This window comes from Dietzia timorensis, assembly GCF_001659785.1.
GTDB lineage: Bacteria > Actinomycetota > Actinomycetes > Mycobacteriales > Mycobacteriaceae > Dietzia > Dietzia timorensis.
In genome coordinates, this window is sequence record NZ_CP015961.1 from 751,287 (window position 1) to 775,240 (window position 23,954).

General features: G+C 65.6%; 22 protein-coding genes. 10 read left to right on the forward strand and 12 right to left on the reverse strand.

Annotated elements, in window-relative coordinates:
• Positions 1-11 precede the first annotated feature (11 nt).
• Together BJL86_RS03450 and BJL86_RS03455 are read right to left on the reverse strand one after the other, a co-directional pair.
• A complete protein-coding gene (locus tag BJL86_RS03450) occupies positions 12-527 on the reverse strand; it encodes a hypothetical protein (protein ID WP_231887202.1) in 516 nt (171 codons plus the stop codon).
• A complete protein-coding gene (locus BJL86_RS03455) occupies positions 524-1,720 on the reverse strand; it encodes a Rieske 2Fe-2S domain-containing protein (protein ID WP_067474555.1) in 1,197 nt (398 codons plus the stop codon). The genes BJL86_RS03450 and BJL86_RS03455 overlap by 4 nt, the downstream gene beginning before the upstream one ends.
• A gap of 292 nt (positions 1,721-2,012) precedes the next feature.
• Here BJL86_RS03455 and hsaA point away from each other — a divergent pair, with 292 nt between their 5' ends.
• From hsaA to hsaB, 3 genes are all read left to right on the forward strand, one after another.
• Positions 2,013-3,209 (forward strand): 3-hydroxy-9,10-secoandrosta-1,3,5(10)-triene-9,17-dione monooxygenase oxygenase subunit, encoded by a 1,197-nt coding sequence (hsaA, locus tag BJL86_RS03460; RefSeq protein WP_067474557.1) that lies wholly within the window; start codon positions 2,013-2,015, stop codon positions 3,207-3,209.
• Between the two features lie 94 nt (positions 3,210-3,303).
• Positions 3,304-4,203, forward strand: a complete 900-nt coding sequence (gene hsaC / locus BJL86_RS03465) for an iron-dependent extradiol dioxygenase HsaC (RefSeq protein WP_067474560.1) — start codon at positions 3,304-3,306, stop codon at positions 4,201-4,203.
• Positions 4,204-4,225: 22 nt separating this feature from the next.
• Positions 4,226-4,810, forward strand: a complete 585-nt coding sequence (hsaB, locus tag BJL86_RS03470; RefSeq protein ID WP_067474563.1) for a 3-hydroxy-9,10-secoandrosta-1,3,5(10)-triene-9,17-dione monooxygenase reductase subunit — start codon at positions 4,226-4,228, stop codon at positions 4,808-4,810.
• A 15-nt stretch (positions 4,811-4,825) separates the two neighbouring features.
• Here hsaB and BJL86_RS03475 read toward each other — a convergent pair whose 3' ends face one another.
• From BJL86_RS03475 to BJL86_RS03495, 5 genes are read right to left on the reverse strand one after another with little or no spacing between them, the layout of a single operon-like run.
• The gene (locus tag BJL86_RS03475; RefSeq protein WP_067474566.1) at positions 4,826-5,134 is read right to left on the reverse strand and encodes a rhodanese-like domain-containing protein; all 309 of its coding nucleotides are present in this window, start codon (positions 5,132-5,134) and stop codon (positions 4,826-4,828) included.
• Between the two features lie 34 nt (positions 5,135-5,168).
• Complete coding sequence (locus BJL86_RS03480; protein WP_082908503.1) at positions 5,169-6,191, reverse strand: glycine betaine ABC transporter substrate-binding protein; 1,023 nt, start codon at positions 6,189-6,191, stop codon at positions 5,169-5,171.
• Between the two features lie 5 nt (positions 6,192-6,196).
• Positions 6,197-7,006, reverse strand: a complete 810-nt coding sequence (locus BJL86_RS03485) for an ABC transporter permease (protein ID WP_082908504.1) — start codon at positions 7,004-7,006, stop codon at positions 6,197-6,199.
• Positions 7,003-8,184 (reverse strand): ABC transporter ATP-binding protein, encoded by a 1,182-nt coding sequence (locus tag BJL86_RS03490; protein WP_067474569.1) that lies wholly within the window; start codon positions 8,182-8,184, stop codon positions 7,003-7,005. Before BJL86_RS03490 ends, BJL86_RS03485 begins: the two co-directional genes overlap by 4 nt.
• Positions 8,181-8,822, reverse strand: coding sequence for an ABC transporter permease (locus tag BJL86_RS03495; protein ID WP_067474604.1), 642 nt, complete (start codon positions 8,820-8,822; stop codon positions 8,181-8,183). The genes BJL86_RS03490 and BJL86_RS03495 overlap by 4 nt, the downstream gene beginning before the upstream one ends.
• Before the next feature lie 352 nt (positions 8,823-9,174).
• Between BJL86_RS03495 and BJL86_RS03500 the strand changes: the two genes are divergently transcribed.
• The 4 genes from BJL86_RS03500 (at position 9,175) to BJL86_RS03515 (ending at position 14,782) form a co-directional block, all read left to right on the forward strand.
• Positions 9,175-10,506, forward strand: a complete 1,332-nt coding sequence (locus BJL86_RS03500) for an FAD-dependent oxidoreductase (protein ID WP_067474572.1) — start codon at positions 9,175-9,177, stop codon at positions 10,504-10,506.
• Positions 10,503-11,984 carry an LLM class flavin-dependent oxidoreductase gene (locus BJL86_RS03505; protein WP_067474574.1) on the forward strand — a complete coding sequence of 494 codons (1,482 nt, stop codon included), beginning with the start codon at positions 10,503-10,505 and terminating at the stop codon, positions 11,982-11,984. Before BJL86_RS03500 ends, BJL86_RS03505 begins: the two co-directional genes overlap by 4 nt.
• Entirely contained in the window at positions 11,981-13,228 is a 1,248-nt protein-coding gene (locus BJL86_RS03510; RefSeq protein ID WP_067474577.1) for an acyl-CoA dehydrogenase family protein, read from the forward strand. The genes BJL86_RS03505 and BJL86_RS03510 overlap by 4 nt, the downstream gene beginning before the upstream one ends.
• 87 nt (positions 13,229-13,315) lie before the next feature.
• Positions 13,316-14,782: an aldehyde dehydrogenase gene (locus BJL86_RS03515; RefSeq protein WP_067474579.1), complete on the forward strand. Its 1,467-nt coding sequence runs from the start codon at positions 13,316-13,318 to the stop codon at positions 14,780-14,782.
• A gap of 4 nt (positions 14,783-14,786) precedes the next feature.
• Here BJL86_RS03515 and BJL86_RS03520 read toward each other — a convergent pair whose 3' ends face one another.
• From BJL86_RS03520 to BJL86_RS03535, 4 genes are read right to left on the reverse strand one after another with little or no spacing between them, the layout of a single operon-like run.
• The gene (locus BJL86_RS03520) at positions 14,787-15,950 is read right to left on the reverse strand and encodes an acyl-CoA dehydrogenase family protein (RefSeq protein WP_075844821.1); all 1,164 of its coding nucleotides are present in this window, start codon (positions 15,948-15,950) and stop codon (positions 14,787-14,789) included.
• Complete coding sequence (locus BJL86_RS03525) at positions 15,947-16,906, reverse strand: acyl-CoA dehydrogenase family protein (RefSeq protein WP_075844822.1); 960 nt, start codon at positions 16,904-16,906, stop codon at positions 15,947-15,949. Before BJL86_RS03525 ends, BJL86_RS03520 begins: the two co-directional genes overlap by 4 nt.
• Positions 16,903-18,078, reverse strand: coding sequence for an acyl-CoA dehydrogenase family protein (locus BJL86_RS03530; protein WP_067472594.1), 1,176 nt, complete (start codon positions 18,076-18,078; stop codon positions 16,903-16,905). Before BJL86_RS03530 ends, BJL86_RS03525 begins: the two co-directional genes overlap by 4 nt.
• A 5-nt stretch (positions 18,079-18,083) precedes the next feature.
• Positions 18,084-19,049: an enoyl-CoA hydratase gene (locus BJL86_RS03535; RefSeq protein WP_067472597.1), complete on the reverse strand. Its 966-nt coding sequence runs from the start codon at positions 19,047-19,049 to the stop codon at positions 18,084-18,086.
• A gap of 195 nt (positions 19,050-19,244) precedes the next feature.
• On the opposite strand from BJL86_RS03535, the gene BJL86_RS03540 reads away from it, so the two are divergent.
• From BJL86_RS03540 to BJL86_RS03550, 3 genes are all read left to right on the forward strand, one after another.
• Positions 19,245-19,589, forward strand: a complete 345-nt coding sequence (locus tag BJL86_RS03540; protein ID WP_067472599.1) for a metal-sensitive transcriptional regulator — start codon at positions 19,245-19,247, stop codon at positions 19,587-19,589.
• 36 nt (positions 19,590-19,625) lie between these two features.
• Positions 19,626-19,865, forward strand: coding sequence for a heavy-metal-associated domain-containing protein (locus BJL86_RS03545; RefSeq protein WP_067472601.1), 240 nt, complete (start codon positions 19,626-19,628; stop codon positions 19,863-19,865).
• 65 nt (positions 19,866-19,930) lie between these two features.
• Positions 19,931-22,189: a heavy metal translocating P-type ATPase gene (locus tag BJL86_RS03550; protein ID WP_231887141.1), complete on the forward strand. Its 2,259-nt coding sequence runs from the start codon at positions 19,931-19,933 to the stop codon at positions 22,187-22,189.
• A 23-nt stretch (positions 22,190-22,212) separates the two neighbouring features.
• Here the strand turns inward: BJL86_RS03550 and BJL86_RS03555 are convergent, their stop codons facing one another.
• Positions 22,213-23,826: a FadD3 family acyl-CoA ligase gene (locus BJL86_RS03555; protein WP_067472604.1), complete on the reverse strand. Its 1,614-nt coding sequence runs from the start codon at positions 23,824-23,826 to the stop codon at positions 22,213-22,215.
• Positions 23,827-23,954: the final 128 nt, after the last annotated feature.

Sequence of the window (23,954 nt, forward strand, 5' to 3'; positions counted from 1 at the left end):
GGAGGTTCCTTTCAGTTGTTGTCTTCGCTACCCGAGTAGAGGGGGTTCACCATGTGTTCTTCGTCTTCCGGATCGACTCCGGAAGACAAGGTGAGTATGCCCTCGGCGTACGCGTGCCTGATGGATTGGCGCATCCGCGGGCAGGTGGCGTCCTTCTCCTCCGACCAGCGATCCCGCATCGGGCACGTCGACACCGCTGCGGCCGGCCATTGGACCGAGGTGTGTTTTTCGCTGTTCTTGCGAACGCTCACCTCGGCATGACAATACCGGCACTCTACTGGCTGGTAACCGACACGCGTGTAGGTATCGCGATCGGCCTCGGTATCCGCGTCGAGGCGAGCCCGGTGTTCCGGGTCGTCGTCGAACGTCGGGGCGCGGCGATTATCGGTTTCGCCCAGGCGCCGACGGTTGGGTGGGACGTCGCGGCCATGTTCGCCATGGCCACCGAAAGCGTCCTCGATCGCCTGGGCGGCTTCGTCCGGAGTGAGCCCAAACGCCCGCTGTCCATCGGTATCGGGGGAACTCATGCCTTCGTCGCGGTTTCGGAGTCCGTCGCCTCTTCCTGTATGCGCAGGTTCTCGGCGACCTCGGCCTCCCAGTACTCGTTGGCGGCGGAGGTGTCGACCTCGAATTCGAAGCGCTGGGTCATCTCCTCGGTGACGTCCTCGCGGTCGACATAGAACTGGTCGTACCAGCGGCGAAGCTGGTACACCGGGCCATCCTCCTCACACAGGAGCGGATTGGCGATACCGGTCTTGTTCTGCCAGATGCGCACATCCTGGAGGAAGCCCTCTCCGAAGAATTCGGCGACCTTCTTCGCCATCTTCATCGACATGTCGTCGTCGAGGCCTTCGGGCTTCTTGACCATGAGTCCGTACATGAGCACGAAGGAATTCTGTGTCACGGGGTAGTGACAGTTGATGAGGATCGACTCGGTCTTGAACCCGCCGTAGGAGTTCGTCAGCGGGTTGATCATATAGCTCGGGCCGTAGTACGCGGCGACGGACTCCAATAGGGTCTCGCCGTACTTTCCGCCGGTGGGATCCTTATCCGGCCGGTTGCGGGTGTTGAGGTACTGGGTCGCGGTGAGGCCTTCGAAGATGTTCTTGAAGTACGTCGGGAACGCGTAGTGGATGTAGAAGAAGTGGGCCATGTCGACGACGTTGTCGACGATCTCGGCCGCCGGGGCGTTGTCGATGTAGATCGTGTTCCAGACCCACTCGGTCCACTCGTCGCTGTCGACCTCGTCGAGGACGGGAATCGCGGCGGTCTCCTCTTCCGTGGGCTTCGTGCCCTGGTGGTCGTGCCACACGAAGAGCTGCCCGTTGCGTTCCATGGACAGCCACGACTTGGTGCGCGCACGCAGTGGGACGCGCTTGGCGTACGGGATGCCCTTGCACTTGCCGTCTCCGCCCCAGCGCCAGTCGTGGAACGGGCAGGCGATGTTGCCGTCCTTGACCGAGCCTTGGGTGAGATCGCCGCCGAGGTGGCGGCAGTATCCGTCGAGCACATGGAGCTCGCCGGCCTGGTCCGACCAGACGACGAGCTTGGTGCCGAACGCCTCCACCCCATGCGGTTCGCCATCGCGGAAGTCTTCCGCAAGGCCGATGCAGTGCCATCCGCGCGCATACCGCGTGCGGGTCATCCCGGTATCGATCTCGCGGACACCGCCGCTTCCCGAAGTGGAGCCGGGGTCGGCTGGTTTCGTCGGTGCAGTCATCGCGATCCTCCTAGAGCGAGAAGCGGCGGAATGAGAACAGGTTATAGAAATGTCCGCACGCTCACAACACGAGCTAGATATCTGAATAATGGCACGTTTCTCGGTATTAATGGGTTTTTTCTCCGGGAAACGAGTAGTGAAAAACTAGAACGTGTTCTACTCTAGACATCGTAGCAACGAAGCCACAATGTGGACAGCATGAATCTGCCCCGGCTATCCGATTGCTCGATACTTACCGTCAATTGCCCCGCCGGGGGCGACGTTCCCGGCGGAACGGAAAGGTGCAAAAGCCATGGCCACACTGTTGGAGTCCAGCTCGTCCGGCGTCAGCCACGAGGTGCTCGACCGGATCGATGCCCTGCTCGATGGGTTCCGCGAACGCGCGCAGGAGACGGAAGACCTGCGCAAGGTGCACCCGAAGAACATCGAGGAGCTGGAGGAGGCCGGCTTTTTCAAGCTCGTGCAGCCGAAGCAGTGGGGTGGTTACGAGGCCGATATGGAGGTCTTCTACACGGCGGCCCGCAATATCGCCTCTGCCTGCCCTTCCACCGGTTGGTGCGCGTCCATCGTCGGCATCCACAATTGGCACCTCGCGCTGTTTCCGCAGCAGGCGCAGGAGGACGTGTGGGGTGAGGACCCGAACGTGAGGATCTCCTCCTCGTACGCCCCGATGGGCGCGGCCAAGAAGACGGATAAAGGGCTCGTGCTCAATGGCCGTTGGTCCTGGTCCTCGGGCTGCCAGCACGCCACATGGGTATTCGTCGGCGGGCCGGTGCTCGACGAGAACGATAAGATGATCGACTTCTGCACGTTCCTCGTCGCGGGCGACCAGTACGAGATCGACGACGTCTGGCACGTCGCCGGCCTCAAGGGCACCGGCTCCAACGACATCGTGGTCTCCGACGCGCTCATTCCCTCCCACCGCGTGTTGTCCTTCGGCGACATGGGCAAGGGCACGTCCCCGGGGCTGGAGCGAAACGACAACCCGATCTACAAGATGCCTTGGGGCACTGTGCATCCCACAACGATTTCCACCCCGATCGTGGGTATGGCGTTCGGCTGCTATGACGTGCACCGGGAGCATCAGCGCGACCGTGTTCGTGCCGCCTTCGGCACGAAGGTCAAAGACGATCCGTTCGCGAAGGTTCGCCTCGCGGAGGCGGCCGGCGATATCGACGCCGCCTGGCTGCAGCTGATGCGCAACGTCCGGGAGGAGCAGGCGCTCATCGAGGGCGGCGGGACTCCGGACATGGACCTTCGCACCCGCGCCCGCCGCGACCAAGTGCGTGCGACGCAGCGTTCGATCGACGCGATCGGCCTGCTGTTCCAAAACTCGGGCGCCCGCGCGCTGCAGGACACCTCGCCGATCCAGCGCTTCTGGCGCGACGCCAACGCGGGTCGCGTGCACGCGGCGAACGAGGCGACCAAGGCGTTCATCTCGTATGGGCAGAATGAGTTCGGCGAGAAGGTCACCGACTCGATGGTGTAACCACCAGAAGTATGACGTCGGAGGAGGCATCTCCCCAGGGGACCGCGCATCTCCGACGTCATGCTCGGGGCGGTCAAGGGACGGAAGGGAACCGATGGCCATCAAGAATCTCGGCTACGTGCACATCTACGGCACCGACATGGAGGCGTGGGCGACCTACGCGACCAAGGTGCTGGGGATGGCGCTGGGCAAGAGCGAGGATCCGGACACGCTGTTTCTGCGGATGGACGACTACCCGTTCCGCTGGATCATCGAAAAGGGCGAGACCGATGTGCTCGGCGCGGTCGGCTGGGAATGCGCGAACGAAGGCGAGCTGGATGATGTGAGGTCGCGGCTCGACGCCGCGGGCGTGGAATGGCGCGAGGCGCCCGAGGAGCTCAAGCGCGAGCGCATGGTGCACGGGATGATCCTGTGCACCGATCCGGCGGGATTCCAGCTGGAGATCTACCACACGATGAAGTTCTTCTCGCGCCGTCTCGAGCTCCCCTATGGGCACCGCTTCGTGACCGGGAATCAGGGCGCCGGGCACATCGTGCTCTCTACACCTGACGAGGTCGCTGCGCTCGAGTTCTACCGGGACGTACTCGGGTTCTCACTGCGCGATTCGATGTCGCTTCCGCCGGAGATCGTCGGGCGGCCCGCCGATGGCGAGCCCGCGTGGCTGCGCTTCCTCGGCTGCAACCCGCGGCACCACTCGCTGGCGTTCACGCCGTTCCCGAATCCCACGGGGATCATCCATCTCATGGTCGAAGTGGCTGAGTCGGACGATGTCGGGCTCGCGCTCGACCGGGCCACGCGGCGCAAGGTGAAGATGTCGGCGACGATCGGCCGGCATGTCAACGACCTGATGATGAGCTTCTACATGAAGACCCCGGGCGGGTTCGACTGCGAATTCGGCTGTGAGGGACTACAGGTGGAGGACGACGACTGGGTCGCCCGCGAGTCCACGGCGGTGTCGCTGTGGGGCCACGACTTCTCCATCGGATTCAAGTAGAAAACCCCAAGGAGGCGCGATCATGGCGGATAACGAAGTGGCAGAGGCCCAGCAGCGGTTCAGCGGCCGCGAACTACGCGATGCCCTCGGGCAGTTCTGTACGGGAATCACGGTGATCACCGCGGTGCATGATGACGTGCCCGTCGGGTTTGCGTGCCAGAGCTTCTGCGCGCTGTCCATCGACCCGCCGCTCGTGCTCTTCTGCGTGATGAAGACGTCGGGTTCCTGGAAGGGAATCCAGGCAGCGGGCCGGTTTGCGGTCAACATCCTCGCGGAGGAACAGCAGGATGTCTGCTCGACTTTCGGCCGGCGCGGAGAGGACAAATTCGCCCAGATCGACTGGACGCCGAGCCCGCTCGGCTCCCCGGTGATAGACGGTGTGATGGCGTGGTTCGACTGCCGAGTAGACCAGGTTCTCGACGGCGGTGACCACTGGGTCGTCTACGGGCGGGTGAGCGACCTCGGCCCCACGGACCGGACAGACCGGCCGCTGCTGTTCTACCGCGGCGCGTACCTGCGTCTCGAGGAGGATGTCGTCGATCCGACCCCCGAGATGGAGGAGCTGGAGAACTTCATCACCTCGTCGGGGCCGTACACCTGGCTCTAGCGGCCCGCGAGTGGTTTAGGAACCGCGAACGACGTTGAATCCGGCGCCCTGCGCTCCGAGCATGTTCTCGCCGAGGACGCGCGATTCGATACCCTGCGCGGCAAGGTACTGGGCGGCCTGCGTGGCTCGGCCGCCCACCTCGCAATGGATCCACAGGTCGCCCTCGGGGATATCGGCGACGCGCTCGGGCAGCTCGTTTAGGGGGATGTGAACCGCGCCGTCAACGTGGCCGTCCGACCACTCGTCGCCAGAACGGACGTCGAGAAGAACGACGCCGTCTTCGAGGGCGCCGGCGGACTGGGGAACATCGGAGAACGAATGCATGCGCCCAGCCTAACGCGCGATCACGGGTCGCGGACTACCCCTCGATGAAGCCTTCTTCCTTGAGCCACTCGAAGGCCACGTCCGCCGGATCCTCGCCGTCGACATCGACCTTCGCATTGAGCCGCAGCAGAACATCGTTGGTGAGCTTCTCGCTCACCGGTCCGAGTAGGTCGGCTATCTGCGGGTACTCGTCGATGAGCTCGCCGTTCACGACGCCGGACAGGTTGTACTTGGGGAAGAACTGGCGATCATCCTCGAGCACGACGAGGTCGAGCGCGAGAATGCGTCCGTCCGTGGTGAACACCTCGCCGAACGTGCACGTACCACCGGCGGTTGCCGCGTAGACGGTACCGGTGTCGAGGGTCGATACCCGGTCGGCCGGGGGAGCGGGGATGTCGTAGGTCTCGAGCATCGGCTGGAAGCCATCGTTTCGAGAGGCGAACTCCGATTCCACGCAGAAGGACTGCTCGTTCTCCGGCACCGACGCCAACTCCGACAACTTGGAAATGCCGAGTCGCTCGGCGTTCGCCCGTGTCAGAGCGAAGCCATAGGTGTTGTTCATCGGGGCGGGCGGCAACCAGACGAGGTCGTTCTCCGCTAGATCCTTGTCGCGCACCGCCTCGTACTGTTCGCGCTCGTCCGGGATCGGATTGTCCTGAGCCATGTAGGACACCCAGGCCGTGCCGGTGTACTCCCAGGCGAAGGTGATATCGCCCGAGACCATCGCCTCGCGAGAGGTATTCGAGCCTGGCGCATTGGTGAGGTCCTGGACCTGCGCTCCTGCCGACTCGAACAGGGACACGGCCATTTTCCCGAGGATGATCTGTTCGGTGAAGTTCTTCGAACCGGCGGAGATCGAGGCGCCGCTCAGATCGACGTCCGCGATGGGGCCCGCGAGCGTGCCGCTCGGCGTGTAACCGCCGGCCGTACCGAGGCCGCAGGCGGTCAGGGCTCCCGCAAGGAAAAGGGACACGATGGCCGCGAGGGTCCTGCGGATTCGGCGTCCGGCGTCATGAATAGGACGTGAGGCGGCAGTGTGAGAGATGCCCAAGGCCATGATTTTCAGAGCCCCTTCGGCTTGAAGACGAGCTCCATGATGCGGCCGACCCACTCGATGATGAGCGCGAGGACGGCGACGAGGATGGCGCCCGAGGTGAGGATCGAGAAGCGGTACAGCGTGATTCCCGTGTTGATGAGCGTGCCGAGCCCGCCCGCGTCGATGAAGGTGGCAAAGGCACCCGCGCCGACGAGGAGGACGAGCGCCGTGCGCGCGCCGGTCATGATGACCGGGACCGCGAGCGGCAGCTCGACACGGAAGAGGACCTGCGAGGAAGACATGCCCATCCCGCGCGCCGATTCCTTCAGCGACGGGTCGATGCTGCGTAGGCCCGTGATCGTATTCGACAGGACCGGCAGAAACGCGTAGATGACCAGCGCGAGGACGGCGACCGGGGTGCCGAACCCGAGCCAGATCGCGAGAAGCACGACGACGCCGATGACGGGCGCAGCCTGCCCGGCGTTGGCGATCCCCATGAAAATCGGTGACAAAAACGAGGTCGACCGGCGCGTGAGGAGCACGCCGATGGGCACGGCGAGCGCCATGACGATGAGCGCCGAGACCACCACGAGGACGACATGTTGCCACGTGAGGTGGAGGACATTGCTCCACGCGAGCTGCCGAGACTCGACATCATCCAGATCGGCGGTTATCCGCCAGATGGACCACGCCGCGAGGATGACGACGACGAGTCCCGGGATGCCGGAAAGTAGGCCGCGGTCCTCGGCGCTGATCCGTAGGCGCTTCTTTTTCGGGAGAGCCGCCAATTCGCCGGTGGCGGCGACGGAGTCCGTGTCGGGAGCCGGGCTGCTCATGATTGGCCCTCCTCCTCGGTGGACGCCGTCGCGTTGTCCTGGGACTGGCGCAGAAGGGCGGTCACCGAATCGAAGTAGACGTTCCCGATGAACTTGCCGCGCCTGGTTACCGACACCGCAGCGTGGGAGGACTCGAGCATCTGGTCCATCGCATCGTTGAGGGTGGCGCGATGGTCGACGATCGGCGCATTCTCCGGGTCGATCGCGGGCACCGTGTCCCATTTGCGCAGGGTGCGCAAGAACAGGAATTCACGAGGGCGGTCGCGGTCGTCGAGGATCATCACCGACTCGTTCCCCTCGGCGCTTACGCGCTCGATGACCTCGGAGACTTTGTCTCCGACGCGACAGATCGACGGCTGGTGGAGCTCGGCATCGCTGACGCGCATGAGCGTGAGCTGCTTGAGCTTCGAGCCCGCGCCGACGAAGTCCGCGACGTAGTCGTTCGCGGGCGCGCCGAGGATGACCTCGGGGGTGTCGTACTGGGCGATCTCGGCGCCCTCGGCGAGGACGAGGATGCGGTCCCCGAGTTTGACGGCCTCGTCGATGTCGTGGGTGACGATGACGATGGTTTTGCGCAGCTCCGATTGGATTGACATGAGTTCGTCCTGGAGTCGGGTACGCGTGATCGGGTCGACCGCGCCGAACGGCTCGTCCATGAGGATGACCGGCGGATCGGCGGCGAGTCCGCGCGCGACGCCGACGCGCTGCTGCTGTCCGCCGGACAGTTCCCGGGGAAAGCGGTCTCGGTAGACCGACGGGTCGAGACCGACCATGTCGAGCAGCTCATCGGTGCGGTCGGCGATCTTCTTCTTCGACCAGCCGAGTAGTCCGGGCACAATTCCGATGTTCTGCTTGACGGTCATATGCGGCAGCAGCCCGCCGCCCTGGATCACATACCCGATCTGACGGCGGAGCTCGGTCGGGTTGCTGCGGGTGATGTCCTCCCCGCCGATCGTGATGGACCCGGAGGTCGGTTCGATCAGACGGTTGATCATCTTCAGCGAGGTTGTCTTGCCACAGCCGGAGGGGCCGACGAACATCACCATCTCGCCCGCGGGAATCGTCAGAGAAAGCTCCTGCACGGCGGGCCTCGCCTGCCCCGGATAGCGCTTTTCGATGCTGCGCAGCTGGATATCGACGCCGGTGGTCGAGCCTGCTGCCTCTTGACTGTTGCTCATGCGCGGAGTCCCTTCGAGGTGGTCAAGCGGGAAACGAGAACCAGCAGCGCGTCTACGATGAGTGCGACGACAACGACGCCGATGGTGCCCACAAGGGCGAAGTTGAGTGCGTTGAGGCCGCCGATCTGCGACAGACCCGTGTAGATGTACGAGCCGAGGCCCGGGCCGAGAACGTACGCCGCGATAGCGGCGACGCCCATCGACATCTGCGTGGAAATGCGTACGCCGGTCATGATGACCGGCCACGCGATGCGCAGCCGCACGCGGAAGAAGACCGCTGCGGGGCTCATCCCCATTCCGCGAGCGGATTCGATGAGGGATTTGTCCACGCTCTGGAGGCCGACGACCGCATTTCGCAGGATTGGCAGGACCGCGTAAAAGATCACCACGATGATCGCGGGAAGCGTGCCGATGCCGACCAGCGGGATGAGCATGCCGAGCAATGCGAACGAGGGGATGGTGAGCCCGACAGCCGAGATCCCGTTGGCGACCGGTGCCAGTCGCTGATAGCTGGTGACGAGGACCGCGATGGCCAGGGCGATGATGGTCGCGATGAGGACGGCCTGGATGACGAGGCTCGCGTGCTGGTAGGCGCGGAATGCGATGTCTGCCCACCGCGAGCCGATGAAGTCGATCATCATCGCCTCCCGGGCATCGGGCCGGAGGTGGCCGAGGCGCGCGCCACTGGCCGAATGTGGATATCCATAACCTACGAGCATAGGTGCACTGTTCGATAAAAATGGACCAATAAAACAATGAGATCCAAATGAGTCCGTCCGAAAAGTCCACGACGGCAGAAAGAATCGCGACGGAGCTGGGAGAACCACTGTCCTTTGCGTGCCGCCGATTTTCGAATGTATTCGCGTGCGGGGACACGATATCGGTCGGGTTCGCGTCCTGTAGCAGCCCGAAGGCGGGGCGTGCAACGGTTTCTCCGCCGCCGATTTCAATGATGGGCACGGCCGGTGGTGCTTCCTAGAGTCCCGTGGCATGACACAACACAGCAGCACACAAGGTCCATCGGAAACGCCCGCAAATAACGGAACGAGGGCGCCGCGGCCCATCGCCGTCGTGGGCGCGGGAATCGTCGGCGCGAGTGCCGCGCTCGCCCTGAAGCGAGCGGGCTTCGACGTCACTCTGTACAGCGAGCGAACGCGCGAGGAGCTCCGTGACGAGGTGCCGGCCACGGGTACGGCGATCCTCTTCGGCGACTCCCGCGAACACGATGCCCGAATCGAGGGAGACCGATACGGCGCAGACGCGGCATTCGCGACCAGCGCCGTCACCGTGAACGGTGGGCCGACCTTCGATGCCCCGTACGACTACGAGGCGCAGTCGGTCGACGTTCGGTTGCGCGCCGACGATCGCATCGCGCTGTTCCTCGATGAGGGCGGCAGGTTCGCCCACCGCCGCGTGGATGACGCGGAGCTCGACTCGATTGCCGGCGAGCACGACGTCACGCTCGTCGCGACCGGCAAGGGCGGGCTGGCCGAGCGGTTCCCCGTCGACTCGGAGCGCAGCCCCTACACCGAACCGCAGCGTTACCTGCTCACGGTGACCGTCCGCACCGCCGACGGGAGCGATGTGCGTTTCCCAGGGCGCACCGAGAACGATCGCAGCGCGCTGCTATCGATCGACCCCGAGGACGGCGAGGTGTTCGTCGGTCCATACCTGCACAAGGATGCGGGCCCGTCGTGGGTCCTCCTCGGGTTCGCGCGATTCGGGTCCGAGACCGAGAAGGCCTACCGCGGGGCTCACGACGCGGCATCCGCGCTCGACATCTTCCGCGCGCAGCACCACCGGCTCTTCCCCGACGTAGCGCCGCAGATCGATGCACTCGACGTGATCGATTCCGACGAGCACTCGTGGCTCAAGGGCGCAGTGACCCCGACTGTGCGGAAACCCGTCGCACGCACCGACTCCGGCGGCCTCCTCGTAGCCATCGGCGACACCGCGATCGCCGTCGACCCGATCGCCGGACAGGGCGCGCAACTCGGCGCGATCCAGGTTGCCGCGCTGGCCGACGCCCTACGCGAGGAGACGGGCGAATGGGACGAAGAGCTGTTCACGCGGCTGTTCGACGCCCACTGGGAGGGCCACGGCAAGCCCTCGGTCGAGGCGACCTCGCTCTTCCTGGGAGACCCGAAGTACGCGGAGGTCGTGGGGTCGTTCTTCGGTCGCGCCGCCGAGAACCCCGCTGCGGCGACTGCGCTGTTCGACCTGCTCAGCGTGCCAGGGCCGGTGCTCGGGCTGCGCGGCGAGGAAGACGTCGACAGGTTCGTCCGCACCTTCGAAGAGCGCGGGGCAACGGTGTCCGCATGAGTGCACGGATCCGGTTCAACGCATTCGACATGAACTGCGTCGTACACCAATCGCCCGGACTCTGGAGGCACCCGGACGACCACTCGGCACGGTACACGGACCTCGACTACTGGACCGAGCTTGCCAAGCTGTTGGAGAAGGGATTGTTCGACGGGATTTTCCTCGCCGATGTCCTCGGGGTCTACGACCTCTACGGAAGTAGTGCGGCAGCGGCGCTGAGAACCGGGGCGCAAACCCCCGTGGGCGACCCGGTCCCGTTGGTATCGGCGATGGCGACGGTGACAGAGCATCTGGGCTTCGGACTGACCACCGGCACCGGTTTCGAGCATCCGTTCCCATTTGCCCGCAGAATATCCACCCTCGACCACCTCACCCGAGGACGCGTCGGTTGGAACGTCGTTACCGGATATCTACCGTCGGCCGCTGAAAACCTCGGACAGTCGGACGCCTTCGACCACGACCGGCGTTACGACAACGCCGAAGAATATCTCAACGTTCTATACAAGCTGTGGGAAGGGTCGTGGGAGGACGAGGCCGTGGTCGCCGATCGGGAATCGGGTATCTACGTCAATCCGGACAAGGTGCATCCCATCGAGCACCAAGGCGCCCAGTTCACGGTTCCCGGAATACACGTGAGCGCGCCCTCTCCGCAGCGCACCCCCGTCATCTACCAGGCAGGCGCCTCACCCAGGGGAACGGAATTTGCAGCGACCCACGCAGAGGCCGTCTTCGTCGCGGCGCCGACCAAGGAGAAACTCGCGGCCTCCGTCGCTCGGCTCCGCGCCTCACTTGAGAGCGCAGGGCGTGAACGCGACGACGTTCTCGTATACGCGCTTCTCACGATCATCACGGACGGCACCGACAAAGCAGCTCAAGCGAAGGCCGCGGACTTCCGCGAATACGTGAGTAGCGAAGGGGCGCTTGCCCTCATGTCCGGCTGGATGGGCACCGATTTCTCCGGCTACGAGCTGGACGAGCCGATAGGTCACATCGAGTCCAACGCGGTGCAATCGGCCGCCGAGGCCTTCCGTCGGGCTGCCGGAGACGACCGAGAATGGACCGTCCGAGACCTCGCCGAATGGGGCGGAATCGGCGGCCTCGGCCCCGTCCTCGTCGGGTCGGGCGAATCCATCGCCGACCAGCTCGAAAGTTGGGTCGACGAGACAGGGGTGGACGGGTTCAACCTCGCGTACGCCGTCACCCCCGGCACGTTCGCCGATGTCATCACGCACGTCGTTCCCGTCCTCCAGCGGCGCGGACGATATCCCACCGCGTACGAATACGGAACGTTGCGGCACAAGCTTTTTGGTGGGGGCGACAGGGTGTCGTCCACCCACCCGGCCGATCAACACCACCGCCGAATACACACCGGCACCCATTCACGCTCAGATGACGCCGCACGTCCCAGTTCCCACGCCGACTCGGGCGCGGGCTACCTCGTCTCCACGGGGTCCAACAGAAAAGGAAGCCTTCCATGACCACTTCGGAACTCGACACACCGACCACCGACACCGCGCCTTCGACACACGTAGCCGCGGGTCTCTCCGAGAGGTTCCAGCCGATCTTCGCGCACATCGCGAAAGGGGCGACGAGCCGTGACCGTGACCGGGAGCTCGCCCACGCCGAGATCGCCGCGCTCAAGGCCGAGAAGTTCGGCGCCGTCCGATTGCCCCAGGCCCATGGTGGGGCGGGCGCCTCGGTGCGCCAACTCTTCGACCTGCTCATCGACCTGTCGGCCGCGGGCTCCAACGTCACCCAGGCGCTGCGTGCCCACTTCTTCGTTGCCGAGGGCTACATCCTTTCCGGCGACACTCGCGGGCTCGAGCGCGTCGCCGCGGGGGAGATCATCGGCAACGCTATCTCCGAGAAGGGGGCCGGCTCGGTCAACCGCTACGAAACCACACTCCGCCGGGACGGCGATCGCTTCCTGCTCAACGGCACGAAGTATTACAGCACCGGCAGCCTGTACGCCGACGCGATCGCTGTCGCCGCAGACCTTGACGGCGAGCGCGTCTATGCGACCGTGGACACTGACGCGCCGGGGCTCACCCAATTCGACGATTGGGATGGTTTCGGCCAGAGGCTCACGGGTTCGGGAACCTCGGTCTACGAGAATGTGTCCGTTGCCGCTGAAGACGTGACGCCGGGCGGTTACGGGACCGAAGGTCGCAACGCGAGCTCGGCCTACCTGCAGCTGTTTCATCTCGCCGCGCTCGCCGGGATCCTCAGACGTGCTGCCGACGACGTGCGCGGTTGGGTGGCGGGACGAACGCGGACCTATAGCCATGCGCCCGCCGATCTGCCTCGCGAGGACCCGCTCGTGCAGGCGGTTCTCGGGCGCGCCTACTCGGCGGCATTCGCCGCCCGCGCGACCGTGCTTTCTGTGGCCGATGCGCTCGACGCGGTGCTCGAAACACCGGAGACCGCGGCGGATCCCGAGCTGCTCGACAAGGCGGAACTTACTGCGGCGGAAGCGCAGGTCGCGTTGATTCCACTCGTCTTGGGTGCCATCACCGACCTTTTCGACGTCGGCGGAGCCTCTATTTCTTCGGAATCGCTCGGCCTCGACCGGCACTGGCGCAACGCGCGCACGCTCGCGGTTCATAATCCCGTTGTCTACAAGCAGCAGGCGGTGGGAAGGTTCGAGCTCACAGGTGACGGGCTTCCGTACGAATGGAACGCGGGCGTACGCGGGAAGGCGGCGGAAGCGTACAGAAATTGAACACTCAGGACCCTGGAATGCGGTGCAACGATGGGAACACGTCACCGACTACGTGATGTGAATCACTATCGAGAAGAGGTACCCACGTTGAGTAGCGCACTTTCGGACCAGGCCGTCACAGAACACAGCACACTATTCATCGGCGGTCAGTGGCGCGAGCCGAACGGCCGGGAGAAAATCACTGTCGTTTCGCCGAACTCGGGCGAGGAGATCGGCTCGGTGCCGCTCGCGAACCGCGCCGACATCGACGCGGCGGTCGCCACCGCGCGCCAGGCTTTCGACGATCCGAGCGTCTGGTCTGGACTCGAACCCGCCGAGCGCGCCGCGCATCTGCGCCGCTTCGCCGACGAGCTCGAGGCGCGCGGCGAGAAGATCGCCTCGCTGGTTTCCTCCCAGAACGGCATGCCCGTCACCATCGCCGGCCAGATGGAGGCCGTGTACCCGGCCACGCTGCTGCGGTACTACTCCGACCTCATCGAAAAGCAGACCCCCGATCTGCGCGAGGGCATGATGGGCGGCGTGGTCGAGGTTCAGCGACAGCCCATCGGTGTCGTCGGCGCCATCGTGCCGTGGAACTACCCGCAGTCTCTCGCCGCGTTCAAGTACGCGCCTGCCCTGGCCGCAGGCTGCACGATGGTGATCAAGCCGTCCCCGGAGACCGTGCTCGACTCCGTTGTCCTCGCCGAGGCCGCCGAGGCCGCCGGCCTTCCGGCGGGCGTGGTCAACATCGTGCCCGGCGGGCGTGACGAGGGCGCGTACCTCGTCGAGCACGCCGATATCGACAAGGTCGCGTTCACCGGTTCCACTGCGGCGGGCAAGAAGATCGCCGAGGTGTGTGGCCGTCTCCTTCGCCCGGTCACCCTCGAGCTCGGCGGCAAGTCCGCATCGATCGTGCTCGACGATGCCGAGCTCGACCTCGAGACGATCGGCAACGACCTGTTCGTCTCGACGTTGGTGAACAACGGCCAGACCTGCTTCCTCGGCACCCGCGTTCTCGCGCCGAAGTCCCGCTACGGCGAGGTCGTCGACGCCCTCACCGCGTTCGCCGGGTCCATGGCCGTCGGCGATTCGCTCGACCCCGCCACACAGATCGGCCCGATGGCCACACAAACCCACCTCGGTCGCGTCGAGGGCTACATCGAGAAGGGACGGTCGGAGGGCGGCCGCATCACGACCGGCGGCGGGCGGCCCGAAGGTCGCGACGGTGGCTGGTTCGTCTCTCCGACCGTGTTCGCCGACGTCAACAATTCCGACACCATTGCGCGCGAGGAGATCTTCGGCCCCGTGCTCTCGGTGATCCAGTACGACGACGACGCCGACGCCGTACGCATCGCCAACGAGTCCGAGTACGGGCTCGGCGGGACGGTATGGAGCTCGGACCCCGAGCGCGCTCGCAGCGTCGCCTCTCGTGTCAACACGGGAACGATCGGCATCAACCGCTACATCCCGGACCCGGTGGCACCGTTCGGCGGCGTCAAGCACAGCGGCATGGGTCGCGAGCTCGGACCCGAGGGGCTGGCCGCATACCAGAACCTCAAGTCCATCTACCGCTAACTGTTCAGCGGATACCGGCCGCGGGCTCGAGTGCCTCGGCGAGCTCATGCGGCTGGCCGAAGAGCGTCGCGAGCCCGTGCGCCCGCTTGAAGAACAGCTGGACGTCGTATTCCCAGGTGATTCCGACCCCGCCATGGAGCTGGATCGCCTCGCCTGCGATCCACGACAGCGCCCTGGTCGCGTAGACCTTCGCTGCCGCCGCCTCGATCTCAGCGTCGAAGGCGGCGGCACGGGCGGTCTCGGGGGAGGCGTCGCCGCCGCCGATCTCGAACGCGCGGGCCACCGCGGCGGCCGCCGAATACGACAGCGAGCGAGCGGTCTCCGAGCGGACGTACATGTCCGCCATCCGGTGCTTGAGGGCTTGGAATCCGCCGATCTCCCGGCCGAACTGTTTGCGCTGTGAGGTGTATTCGACGGTCCGTTCGACGAGCGCCTTCGCGGCGCCGACGGCCTCGGCGCTCGCCGCGGCCCACGCGACGGCGCCCAGTAGGCTCATCGTCTCCTCGCGCATGTCGAGCCGCCTCGCGCGCACGCCGTCGAACCGGACCGTTGCCATCGTGCGGGTCGGGTCCATCACGGGCTCGCGAGTGGCGTCCATGCCCGCAGCATCCGCCGGGCACACGTGGAGCGTAGGCGAGCCTTCGGCGTCCGTGGCCACCACTATGAATGTAGAGGCGTAGTCGCCACCAAGAACGTACTTCGCGACCCCCGACAGCGTAGTCCCATCGAACGTTACCCCTGGTGCGTGCCAGCCCGCCTCTCCGGACCAGCACAAACCGTAGATGACGCCGGACGCCACATCAGGCAGGTACTCCGCGTTCGCGGCCTCGTCTCCCGAGGCGAGCAGGGCATACCCCGCGAGGATTGCGGACCCGAGCAGCGGGGAGGGGGTGAGAGAGCGGCCGAGCTCGTCGGCGACGAGGTGGGTCTCGAGATATGACGCGCCGGCGCCGTCATAGGTTTCCGGGATGCCGAGGGCGGAGGCTCCGATCTGCCCGGCGAGAGCGGACCACAGCGACTCGTCGTAACCGTGCTCGGCACGCGTGGCAGCGCGCATCTCCTCGCTGCCGGCGCGTTTTTCGAGCAGCGACCGCACCGAATCGCGCAGAGCAGCCTGGTCGGGGGTGTCGACGCCAGGGGCGAGAGCGGCGTCGCCGGCGGCGCTCATCGGGCGCCCTCCGATTCGATCGACTCGAGAATTCGGCCGCGGTGGTAGGCGGCCGATCCCCACGCCGCGCGGAGGGCGTGGGACTTGGTGAGGTACAGCCCGAGCGAGTGTTCCATCGTGTATCCGATGGCTCCGTGTATCTGCAGGGCGGAGCGGCGGGCGAGATCCGCCGCATCGCCGCAGGCCACATACGCGGCCGAGACATCCCGCACCGCGGCGGCGGGCGCGTCCGGGTTGCCCGCGATCGCGAGGGCGCCGGCCCACAGCAACGGGCGCGCCATCTCGATGGCGATCGCCATATCCGCGGCCTTGTGCTTGATCGCCTGCTGCTCGCCGATCGGCCGGCCGAACTGTTCGCGCTGTTTCGCGTACTCCACCGACATCTCGAGCATCGCCGAGGCGAGGCCGAGCTGCACGGCGGCAGTGCCGAGCGCGCCGTGGTTGACGGCATCGACCGGATCGGCCGAACCCACGCCGGCGCCCGCGGTGGCTGCAGCCAGCGTGCGTGCGCGGTCCACAGAGCGCTCGCGATCGCCGAGCTCCGCTTCGGAAACAGTTCCGTCGGCGGCAAGGTGGAATGCCGCAGACGCGACATCCGCGCCCGCAGCAAGAGGGGCGAGCGGAGGTGCGGCGACGGTGACCGGGGCGTCTGCGGCGGGACGGCCGATCGCGGGCGCGACGAACATGGACTCGACGACCGGACCGGGAACGCCGTGCCGGCCGAGAATCTCGGCGATCGCCACACCCTCTACGGCCGTAGCGCCCATGCCGCCGGACTCCTCGTCGGCGAGGAGGGCGAACACTCCCTGCTGCTCGAGCTTGCCCCACACGGCCAGGCCGGCGGCGGTGTCGCCGTCGTTCCACGCGCGGATCGCGGCGGGAACGTCGGCGCGCCTGAGCATTTCGTCGACGCTCGCGGCGAAGTCCCTTGTTTCCGCATCGAGTGCGAACTTCATCGATTCCCCCTCGGCAGGCCGAGAAGACGCTCGGCGATCACGTTCTTCTGGATTTCGTTCGTGCCGGCGTATATGGGCCCGGCGAGCGCGAAGAGGTAGCCGTCCTGCCACTTCTCGTCCGCACGTTCGCCTTCGGGGCCGAGCAGGTCCAGGGCGGTCTGGTGAGTGGCAATGTCCCATTCGGACCAGAACACCTTGTTGATGGAGCTCTCCGAACCGAGCTGTCCACCGGAGTTCAGGGTTGTCACCGTCCCCCATGTGGACAATTCGTAGGCGCGCGAACCGATCCACGCGTCTACGACTCGGTCGCCGGCCGCGCCACGTTCGCGCGCGTCGAGGTCCCCCGACCTCTCGCGCCACAACCGGACGAGTCTGTCTGTCGTCGCGAGGAAGCGTCCGGGTGAACGCAGCGAGAGGCCCCGCTCGTTGTTCGCCGTCGACATCGCGACCTTCCAGCCGTTGTCGACGTCGCCGATCACCCCGGAGTTCCCCTGAGCCGAAGGATCGTCGGGGACGAAAACGTCCTCGAGGAACAACTCCGCAAAGCCCGGCTCACCGTCGAGCTGGTCGATCGGTCGGACCGTCACCCCGTCCGCGCGCAGGTCGAACATGAAGTAGGTGAGCCCACGGTGGCGCGACTGCTCCGGGTCGGTGCGAAATAGCCCGAATCCCATATCGGCGAAACTCGCGCGCGAGGACCACGTTTTCTGTCCGGATAGCAGCCAGCCGCCGTCGGTACGTTTCGCAGTGGAGCGAAGCGAGGCGAGGTCCGATCCGGACTCCGGTTCGGACCATGCCTGTGCCCATACGTCGTCCGCCCGAGCCATCCGCGGCATGATTCGCGCGAGCTGCTCGGGATTCGCGTGCTCGAACAGCGTCGGCGCGAGGAGGAAGATCCCGTTCTGGCTCACCCTGCCGGGTGCTCCCGCGCGGTAGTACTCCTCCTCGAAAATGACCCAGCGCGTGAGCCCGCAGTCGCGGCCGCCGTACTCCTCGGGCCACGAGACGACCGACATGCGGTCCTCGGCCATCCGCGCCTCCCACGCACGGTGGGCCGCGAAACCTTCGGCGGTGTCCATGCTCGGCAGCGGCTCGGCGGGCACGTTCGCCTCAAGCCATTCGCGCACCTCTGCGCGGAAGTCCAGGTCGGACTGTTCCAATTCGAGATCCACGGCGACTAACCCCTATTCCTGACGTCGGACGCAGCGCTCGCATCGCCGTCCGCCCCGCCCGTGCTGCCGGCATTCGCGGTGTCACGCATCGAGCGGGCGTTCATGCCCCCGAGCGAGTCCCCACCGGAGGCCTCCGCATTGGCCGAATGCGCGAAGTGGTGCCAGCCGAACACCGAGTTCAGCGAGTTGTGCAAGCCCATCTGGTCCTCGCAGACGTTGACAGCCTTCTTCGTGAGCATGAGCCCCATCGGCGGCATCTCCTTGATCTCGCCGGCGATTTCGTCGACCTTGGCCTGCAGCTCGTCGCGGGGTACGACGTGGTTGAGCATGCCCCACCTGTCCGCTTCGGCTGCGGTAAACCGTCTACCGGTGTAGAGGATCTCTTTCGCGCGGCGCGGACCGAGAACGAATGCGTGTGCGAAGTATTCGACGCCCGGGATGCCCATCTTCACGACCGGATCGGAGAAGAACGCATCGTCGGAGGCGACGATGAAATCGCAGATCCATGCGAGCATGAGCCCACCGGCGATACAGGCGCCGTGGACCTGGGCGATCACGGGCTTCGGGATCTCGCGCCACCGACGGCACATCCCGGCGTAGACCTCGATCTCGCGGGCGAGTCGCTGGTCGGCGCCGGTGCGATCGGTGTGGTCCCACCACAGTGTGGCCTTGTTCTCGTAGCGGGTGTCGAAATCTCGCTCCGGCGTGCCGATGTCATGTCCGGCCGAAAAGTGTTTGCCGTTGGCGCGCAAGACGATTACCTGCACCTCGGCGTCCTCGACGGCCTTGATGAACGCATTGTCCAGCGAGTACGTCATGACCGAATTCTGCGCATTCCGGTACTCGGGGCGATTGAGCGTGATGTACGCGGTGCCCGCGGAGACCTCGTAGGCGATGGGGCTCGACTCGGGGCCGAGATCGCCCGGCGAGAGGACCGGGGGGATGGGAGCTGGAGTCTGTTCTTCTGCCATGACCTGCACGTTCTCCTAACCTAGCAAGTGCTTGGTTGGTAGATTACCAGCTCCGGGTTGGCCAGTGTTGGTCGATCTCGTTCTGCGGATCACCGCGCCTGGGCGCGAGGGATGTCCAGGTTAAAGATACCCCCATAGGGTATTTAAATCCCTTCGGGTATTGCTTCGTATACCCCCTAGGGGTACACAGGAGACATGACACAAGATGACCCAGTACAAGCGACACCGGAGCCCGGCCAGGCCGAGGCCGCCCCGCCGTCACGCGGATACGCGCAGGACAAGCAGGCCTACCTCCGAAGGCTCAAACGCATCGAAGGGCAGGTGCGCGGACTGCAGCGCATGGTCGATGACGACGAATACTGCATCGACGTGCTCACTCAGATCAGCGCGGTGTCCTCGGCTCTCAAATCCGTGTCCATCGGTCTCCTCGAGGATCACCTGGGCCACTGTGTCGTGGCTGCGGCGCGTGAAGGGGACGAGGCGGCCGCCGTCAAGGTGCAGGAAGCCTCGCAGGCCGTGGCTCGCCTGGTCAAGAGCTAAACCAACAACGATTTTCGACAAAGGAGAACGATCAACATGAAGACCACAGTCAACGTCCAGGGAATGACGTGCCAACACTGCGTGGGCTCGGTTTCCGGTGCGCTGGGGGACCTGCCGAACGTGCAGGGCGTAGTCGTCGATCTCGGTTCGGGGGACGTGGAGATCACCTCGGACGTCGAGATTCCGCAGTCGTCGATCGAGGATGCAGTCAAGGGTGCAGGTTATTCCGTCGCGCCAGAGGGCGAACCAGGGCTCGGCGACAACCTTCTCATCTAATCCAGGGAGGGATCCGGTGCGAGCAGTGCGCCGGGTACCGGACAGAACGAAAGGAACCAAGCCAGATGGCAACGGCACAAAAAAGTGGCGCCGAAGCGGGGCTCGCCGAGGCCATGTCCCAAATCGATCTCGATATCGAGGGCATGACCTGCTCCTCGTGCGCGGGACGCATCGAGCGCAGGCTCAACAAGATCGACGGCGTGCAGGCTACCGTCAACTTCGCGATGGAGTCGGCGCGCGTCGACTATCCCGAATCGACCGACCCGGCGGAGTTGGTCGAAGCCGTCGAGTCGATCGGCTACGGCGCTTCCGCCCCCACCGAAGGTGGTGGCGGGCTACGCGATTCCGCATCGAGCGACGCCGCCTCGGACCTGCGTCGGAGATTTATCGTCTCGGGCGTTCTCACGGTTCCGGTGGTCGTCTTGTCGATGGTCCCACCCTTCCAGTTCGACTATTGGCAATGGGTGGTCCTTGCGCTGTCGCTACCGGTGGTGACGTGGGGGGCGTGGCCGTTCCACCGCGCTGCGGCCCTCAATCTCCGCCACGGCGGCTTCACCATGGACACGCTCGTTTCCCTCGGGGTGGGGATGTCCACGCTGTGGAGCCTGTGGGCGATGTTATTCGGAGACGCCGGTGCCGCCGGGCTCGGTCACGAGTTCACGCTTCGCCCCGGCGGTCATGCAGCGGAGATGATCTATTTCGAGGCTGCTGCCGGCGTGACGACCTTCATCCTTCTCGGCCGCTGGATCGAGGCGCGCTCGAAAAAAGAGGCCGGCGCAGCGATCAAGGCCCTCTTGCAGCTAGGTGCCAGCGATGCGACCGTTCTCGAGGAGGGGGAGGAGAAGCGGATTCGTGCCGCCGCGCTTGAGGTCGGTGACCTGTTCATCGTCCGCCCGGGGGACACGATTCCCACCGACGGTCGAATCGAGAACGGTGAGTCGGCGGTCGACGAGTCGATGCTCACTGGCGAATCGGTGCCGGTGGAGGTCGTTGCCGGGGATGCGGTTACCGGCGCAACGCTCAACACCTCGGGGCGCCTCATCGTGCGCGCCACTCGCGTCGGCTCGGAAACCCAGCTCGCGAAGATGGCGCAGATGGTGTCCGATGCACAGACCGAGAAGGCGCCCGTGCAGCGCCTCGCCGACCGGATCTCCTCGGTGTTCGTGCCGGTCGTCATCGCCATCGCGGTGGTCACCTTCGGCGCCTGGTGGTCAATCGGTGGGGAGATCATGCCGGCGTTCACGGCGGCAGTCGCCGTGCTCATCATCGCCTGCCCATGTGCGCTCGGCCTTGCCACGCCGATGGCGCTCATGGTCGGCACCGGCAACGGCGCTCGCCGCGGCATCCTCATCTCCGGCCCCAGCGCGCTCGAGTCGACGCGCCGGGTCGACACCGTGGTTTTCGACAAGACGGGAACCCTCACGACCGGACGGATGGCGCTGCGTGCCGTCGTCTCCGCGCCGTCGCGGGATGACGACGGTGTGCTCGCTCTCGCGGCGTCCGTGGAATCGGGCTCGGAGCATCCCATTGCTCGTGCGATCGTTGCCGGGGCGGCGGAGCGCGGGGTCCCGGCCCTTGAACTCCAGGCATTCAAATCCATCGCCGGCCGCGGCGTCGTGGGCAAGGTCGACGGGGTGGAGGTGCAGGCAGGGAGGGCTGCATCACTCACGCGGTTGCCCGCCGGAAAGGATGCCGGACTCGCGGCGAAGGCCGCGGAACTCGAATCCGACGGCGCCACGGTGGTGGCGGTATATGCCGATGGGGAGCCGGCCGGCATCATCGCCGTCGCCGACGAGCCGAAGGCGGAGGCGGGCGAGGCGGTCGAGTCACTGCGTCGTCAAGGCCTCGATGTAGCTCTGCTCACGGGGGACAACGAAGGCTCGGCGAAGGCCGCGGCCCGTGCAGTCGGCATCTCGACCGAGAACGTTATCTCGGGGGTGCTTCCCGAGGGCAAGCTCGATAAGGTGCGCGAACTGCAGGAATCCGGTGTCGCCGTCGCGATGGTCGGAGACGGGGTAAATGACGCGCCGGCTCTAGCCCGGGCAGACCTCGGCATCGCCATGGGTACGGGCACCGATGCCGCGATCGAGGCCGGGGACATCACTCTCGTGAGCGGGGATCCGCGAAAGGTCGCCGAGGCCATTTCCTTGTCGCGAAAGACACTCGCGAACATCAAGGGCAACCTGTTCTGGGCTTTCGCCTACAACGTGGCAGCGATTCCGGTCGCGGCGGCCGGGCTGCTCACGCCGATGATCGCAGGTGCGGCCATGGCGTTCTCCTCGGTGTTCGTGGTGCTCAACTCGCTTCGCCTGCGACGCGCATAGTCGAAGTGGCGTAGCGCCGAACGTCAGCGTCCACGCAGATCAGGTTTGACGACTTTTCCCATCGCATTGCGCGGAAGGGCGTCGACGATCTCGATCTCGCGTGGACGCTTGAAGCCTGCGAGCTTGTCCACGAGAAAGTCGGCCACCGTTTCGATTGTCAGCGCCTTCCCCTCTGCATCCGTAGAGCGTTGGATAAACGCCTTGCCGACTTCGCCGAGGCGGTCGTCGGAAATTCCGATCACCGCGGAGTCGGCCACCCCGCCGAGCCGCGCGAGAGTCTGTTCGATCTCCGCTGGGTAGACGTTGAAACCGCCGGAAATGTACATGTCCTTGAGCCGGTCGGTGATCCGCAGATTGCCTTGCGGATCGAGCTCTCCGACGTCACCGGTATGGAGCCAGCCGTCCGGGTCGATGGTCTTCGCGGTGTTCTCGGGATCGTCGAGATACCCGGCCATCACCATCGGCGAGCGTGTGAGAACCTCGCCGGAATCGGCGATTTTCACCTCTACTCCGTCGAAGGGGCGCCCGCATGTCCCCGCGACGATCTCGTCGGCGTCGTCGGGCCGGCAGGTGGTCACCATGCCAGAGGTCTCGGTGAGTCCGTAGGCGGTGACCACCGTGTCGAGGCCGAGGTCGGACTGCATCCGTTCGACGAGAACTACTGGCACGATCGCGGCACCGGTCACCGCGAGGCGTAACGAGGACAGGTCGAACTCCGCGCGGTTCGGCGCGTCGAGGAGCGTGGAGAAGATCGTCGGTGCGCCTGGCAGAACGGTAATCCTCTCGCTTTGTACGAGCTCCATCGTCGCGTCGGGCTTGTATACCGCGAGCGGTACGATCCTCGCCCCGAACAGCGTGCATACGAGGAAGCCTGCTTTGTATCCAAACGAGTGGAAGAAGGGGTTGAGGACGAGGTAGCGATCCTGCTCCGAAAGTTCGCCGTTTGCCCCCCACACCCGCGCCGCGTAGAGAGTGTGCCGGTGCAGAGCGACGACGCCCTTGGATTTGCCGGTGGTGCCCGAGGTGAACAGGATATCCGCGACGTCATCCCCGCTAACCGCGTCCGCGCGGCGCTCGGCCTCGGCGAGCGACGTGCCGGTCGCCTTTTCGAGGAACGCATCCCATTCATTTATGACGTCGGAGGTCGCGGTTTCGGTGCCGCCGAGGGGCACGCGCACGACGACCTTGAGGGGCGTGCCGTCCAACGATCCGCCTGCGGCCTCGGTGAGCTGCGAAATTCTCTCGGCCCCCAGGAACTCTCCGGCTACCACTGCGACGGGGGCATTCGTCCGCTCGACCAGTTCGAGCGCCTCCGTGCCGGTGTACCGGGTGTTCGCGGGCACGAGCACCCCTCCGGCGTACTGGATTCCGAGTCCGGCGACGACCCAGTGCCGCGTGTTCGGGGCCCACACCAACACGCGCTCGCCCGGCTGCAGGCCGCCCTCGATGAGCGCGGCCGCAAACGCGCGCACCTGCTCGGCGAGTTCGGTCCACGTCCACCGCACGTCCTCGCCCGACTGGACATCGGCGAGCGCCTCGCCGTCCGGCCACAGCTCGGCAGCGCGGCGTAGGGCCTGGGGAGTGGTGTGCACCTCGTCCACAGGCAGAGTCGTCGAGGCGTGAGCTGTGGTCGTCATGGGAACTCCTAGGGCCTTGCGGATGTCCCGGCGCCGTAGCTATCGGCGCCGCATATAAGCGAACCCTACCAAGCAGTTGCTTGGTAGGGTTCGACTTTTCTGGGCTCCGGAACCTTATGGCGCGGGCG

Coding starts and splice junctions, on each gene's coding strand:
- BJL86_RS03555 (WP_067472604.1), bottom strand. CDS start 23,826: ATGACGACCACAGCTCACGCCTCGACGACTCTGCCTGTGGACGAGGTG.
- BJL86_RS03455 (WP_067474555.1), bottom strand. CDS start 1,720: ATGACTGCACCGACGAAACCAGCCGACCCCGGCTCCACTTCGGGAAGC.
- BJL86_RS03535 (WP_067472597.1), bottom strand. CDS start 19,049: ATGGCAGAAGAACAGACTCCAGCTCCCATCCCCCCGGTCCTCTCGCCG.
- BJL86_RS03505 (WP_067474574.1), top strand. CDS start 10,503: ATGAGTGCACGGATCCGGTTCAACGCATTCGACATGAACTGCGTCGTA.
- BJL86_RS03550 (WP_231887141.1), top strand. CDS start 19,931: ATGGCAACGGCACAAAAAAGTGGCGCCGAAGCGGGGCTCGCCGAGGCC.
- BJL86_RS03510 (WP_067474577.1), top strand. CDS start 11,981: ATGACCACTTCGGAACTCGACACACCGACCACCGACACCGCGCCTTCG.
- BJL86_RS03495 (WP_067474604.1), bottom strand. CDS start 8,822: ATGATCGACTTCATCGGCTCGCGGTGGGCAGACATCGCATTCCGCGCC.
- BJL86_RS03500 (WP_067474572.1), top strand. CDS start 9,175: ATGACACAACACAGCAGCACACAAGGTCCATCGGAAACGCCCGCAAAT.
- BJL86_RS03540 (WP_067472599.1), top strand. CDS start 19,245: ATGACACAAGATGACCCAGTACAAGCGACACCGGAGCCCGGCCAGGCC.
- BJL86_RS03450 (WP_231887202.1), bottom strand. CDS start 527: ATGAGTTCCCCCGATACCGATGGACAGCGGGCGTTTGGGCTCACTCCG.
- hsaC (WP_067474560.1), top strand. CDS start 3,304: ATGGCCATCAAGAATCTCGGCTACGTGCACATCTACGGCACCGACATG.
- BJL86_RS03525 (WP_075844822.1), bottom strand. CDS start 16,906: ATGAAGTTCGCACTCGATGCGGAAACAAGGGACTTCGCCGCGAGCGTC.
- hsaB (WP_067474563.1), top strand. CDS start 4,226: ATGGCGGATAACGAAGTGGCAGAGGCCCAGCAGCGGTTCAGCGGCCGC.
- BJL86_RS03480 (WP_082908503.1), bottom strand. CDS start 6,191: ATGGCCTTGGGCATCTCTCACACTGCCGCCTCACGTCCTATTCATGAC.
- BJL86_RS03520 (WP_075844821.1), bottom strand. CDS start 15,950: ATGAGCGCCGCCGGCGACGCCGCTCTCGCCCCTGGCGTCGACACCCCC.
- BJL86_RS03545 (WP_067472601.1), top strand. CDS start 19,626: ATGAAGACCACAGTCAACGTCCAGGGAATGACGTGCCAACACTGCGTG.
- hsaA (WP_067474557.1), top strand. CDS start 2,013: ATGGCCACACTGTTGGAGTCCAGCTCGTCCGGCGTCAGCCACGAGGTG.
- BJL86_RS03485 (WP_082908504.1), bottom strand. CDS start 7,006: ATGAGCAGCCCGGCTCCCGACACGGACTCCGTCGCCGCCACCGGCGAA.
- BJL86_RS03475 (WP_067474566.1), bottom strand. CDS start 5,134: ATGCATTCGTTCTCCGATGTTCCCCAGTCCGCCGGCGCCCTCGAAGAC.
- BJL86_RS03490 (WP_067474569.1), bottom strand. CDS start 8,184: ATGAGCAACAGTCAAGAGGCAGCAGGCTCGACCACCGGCGTCGATATC.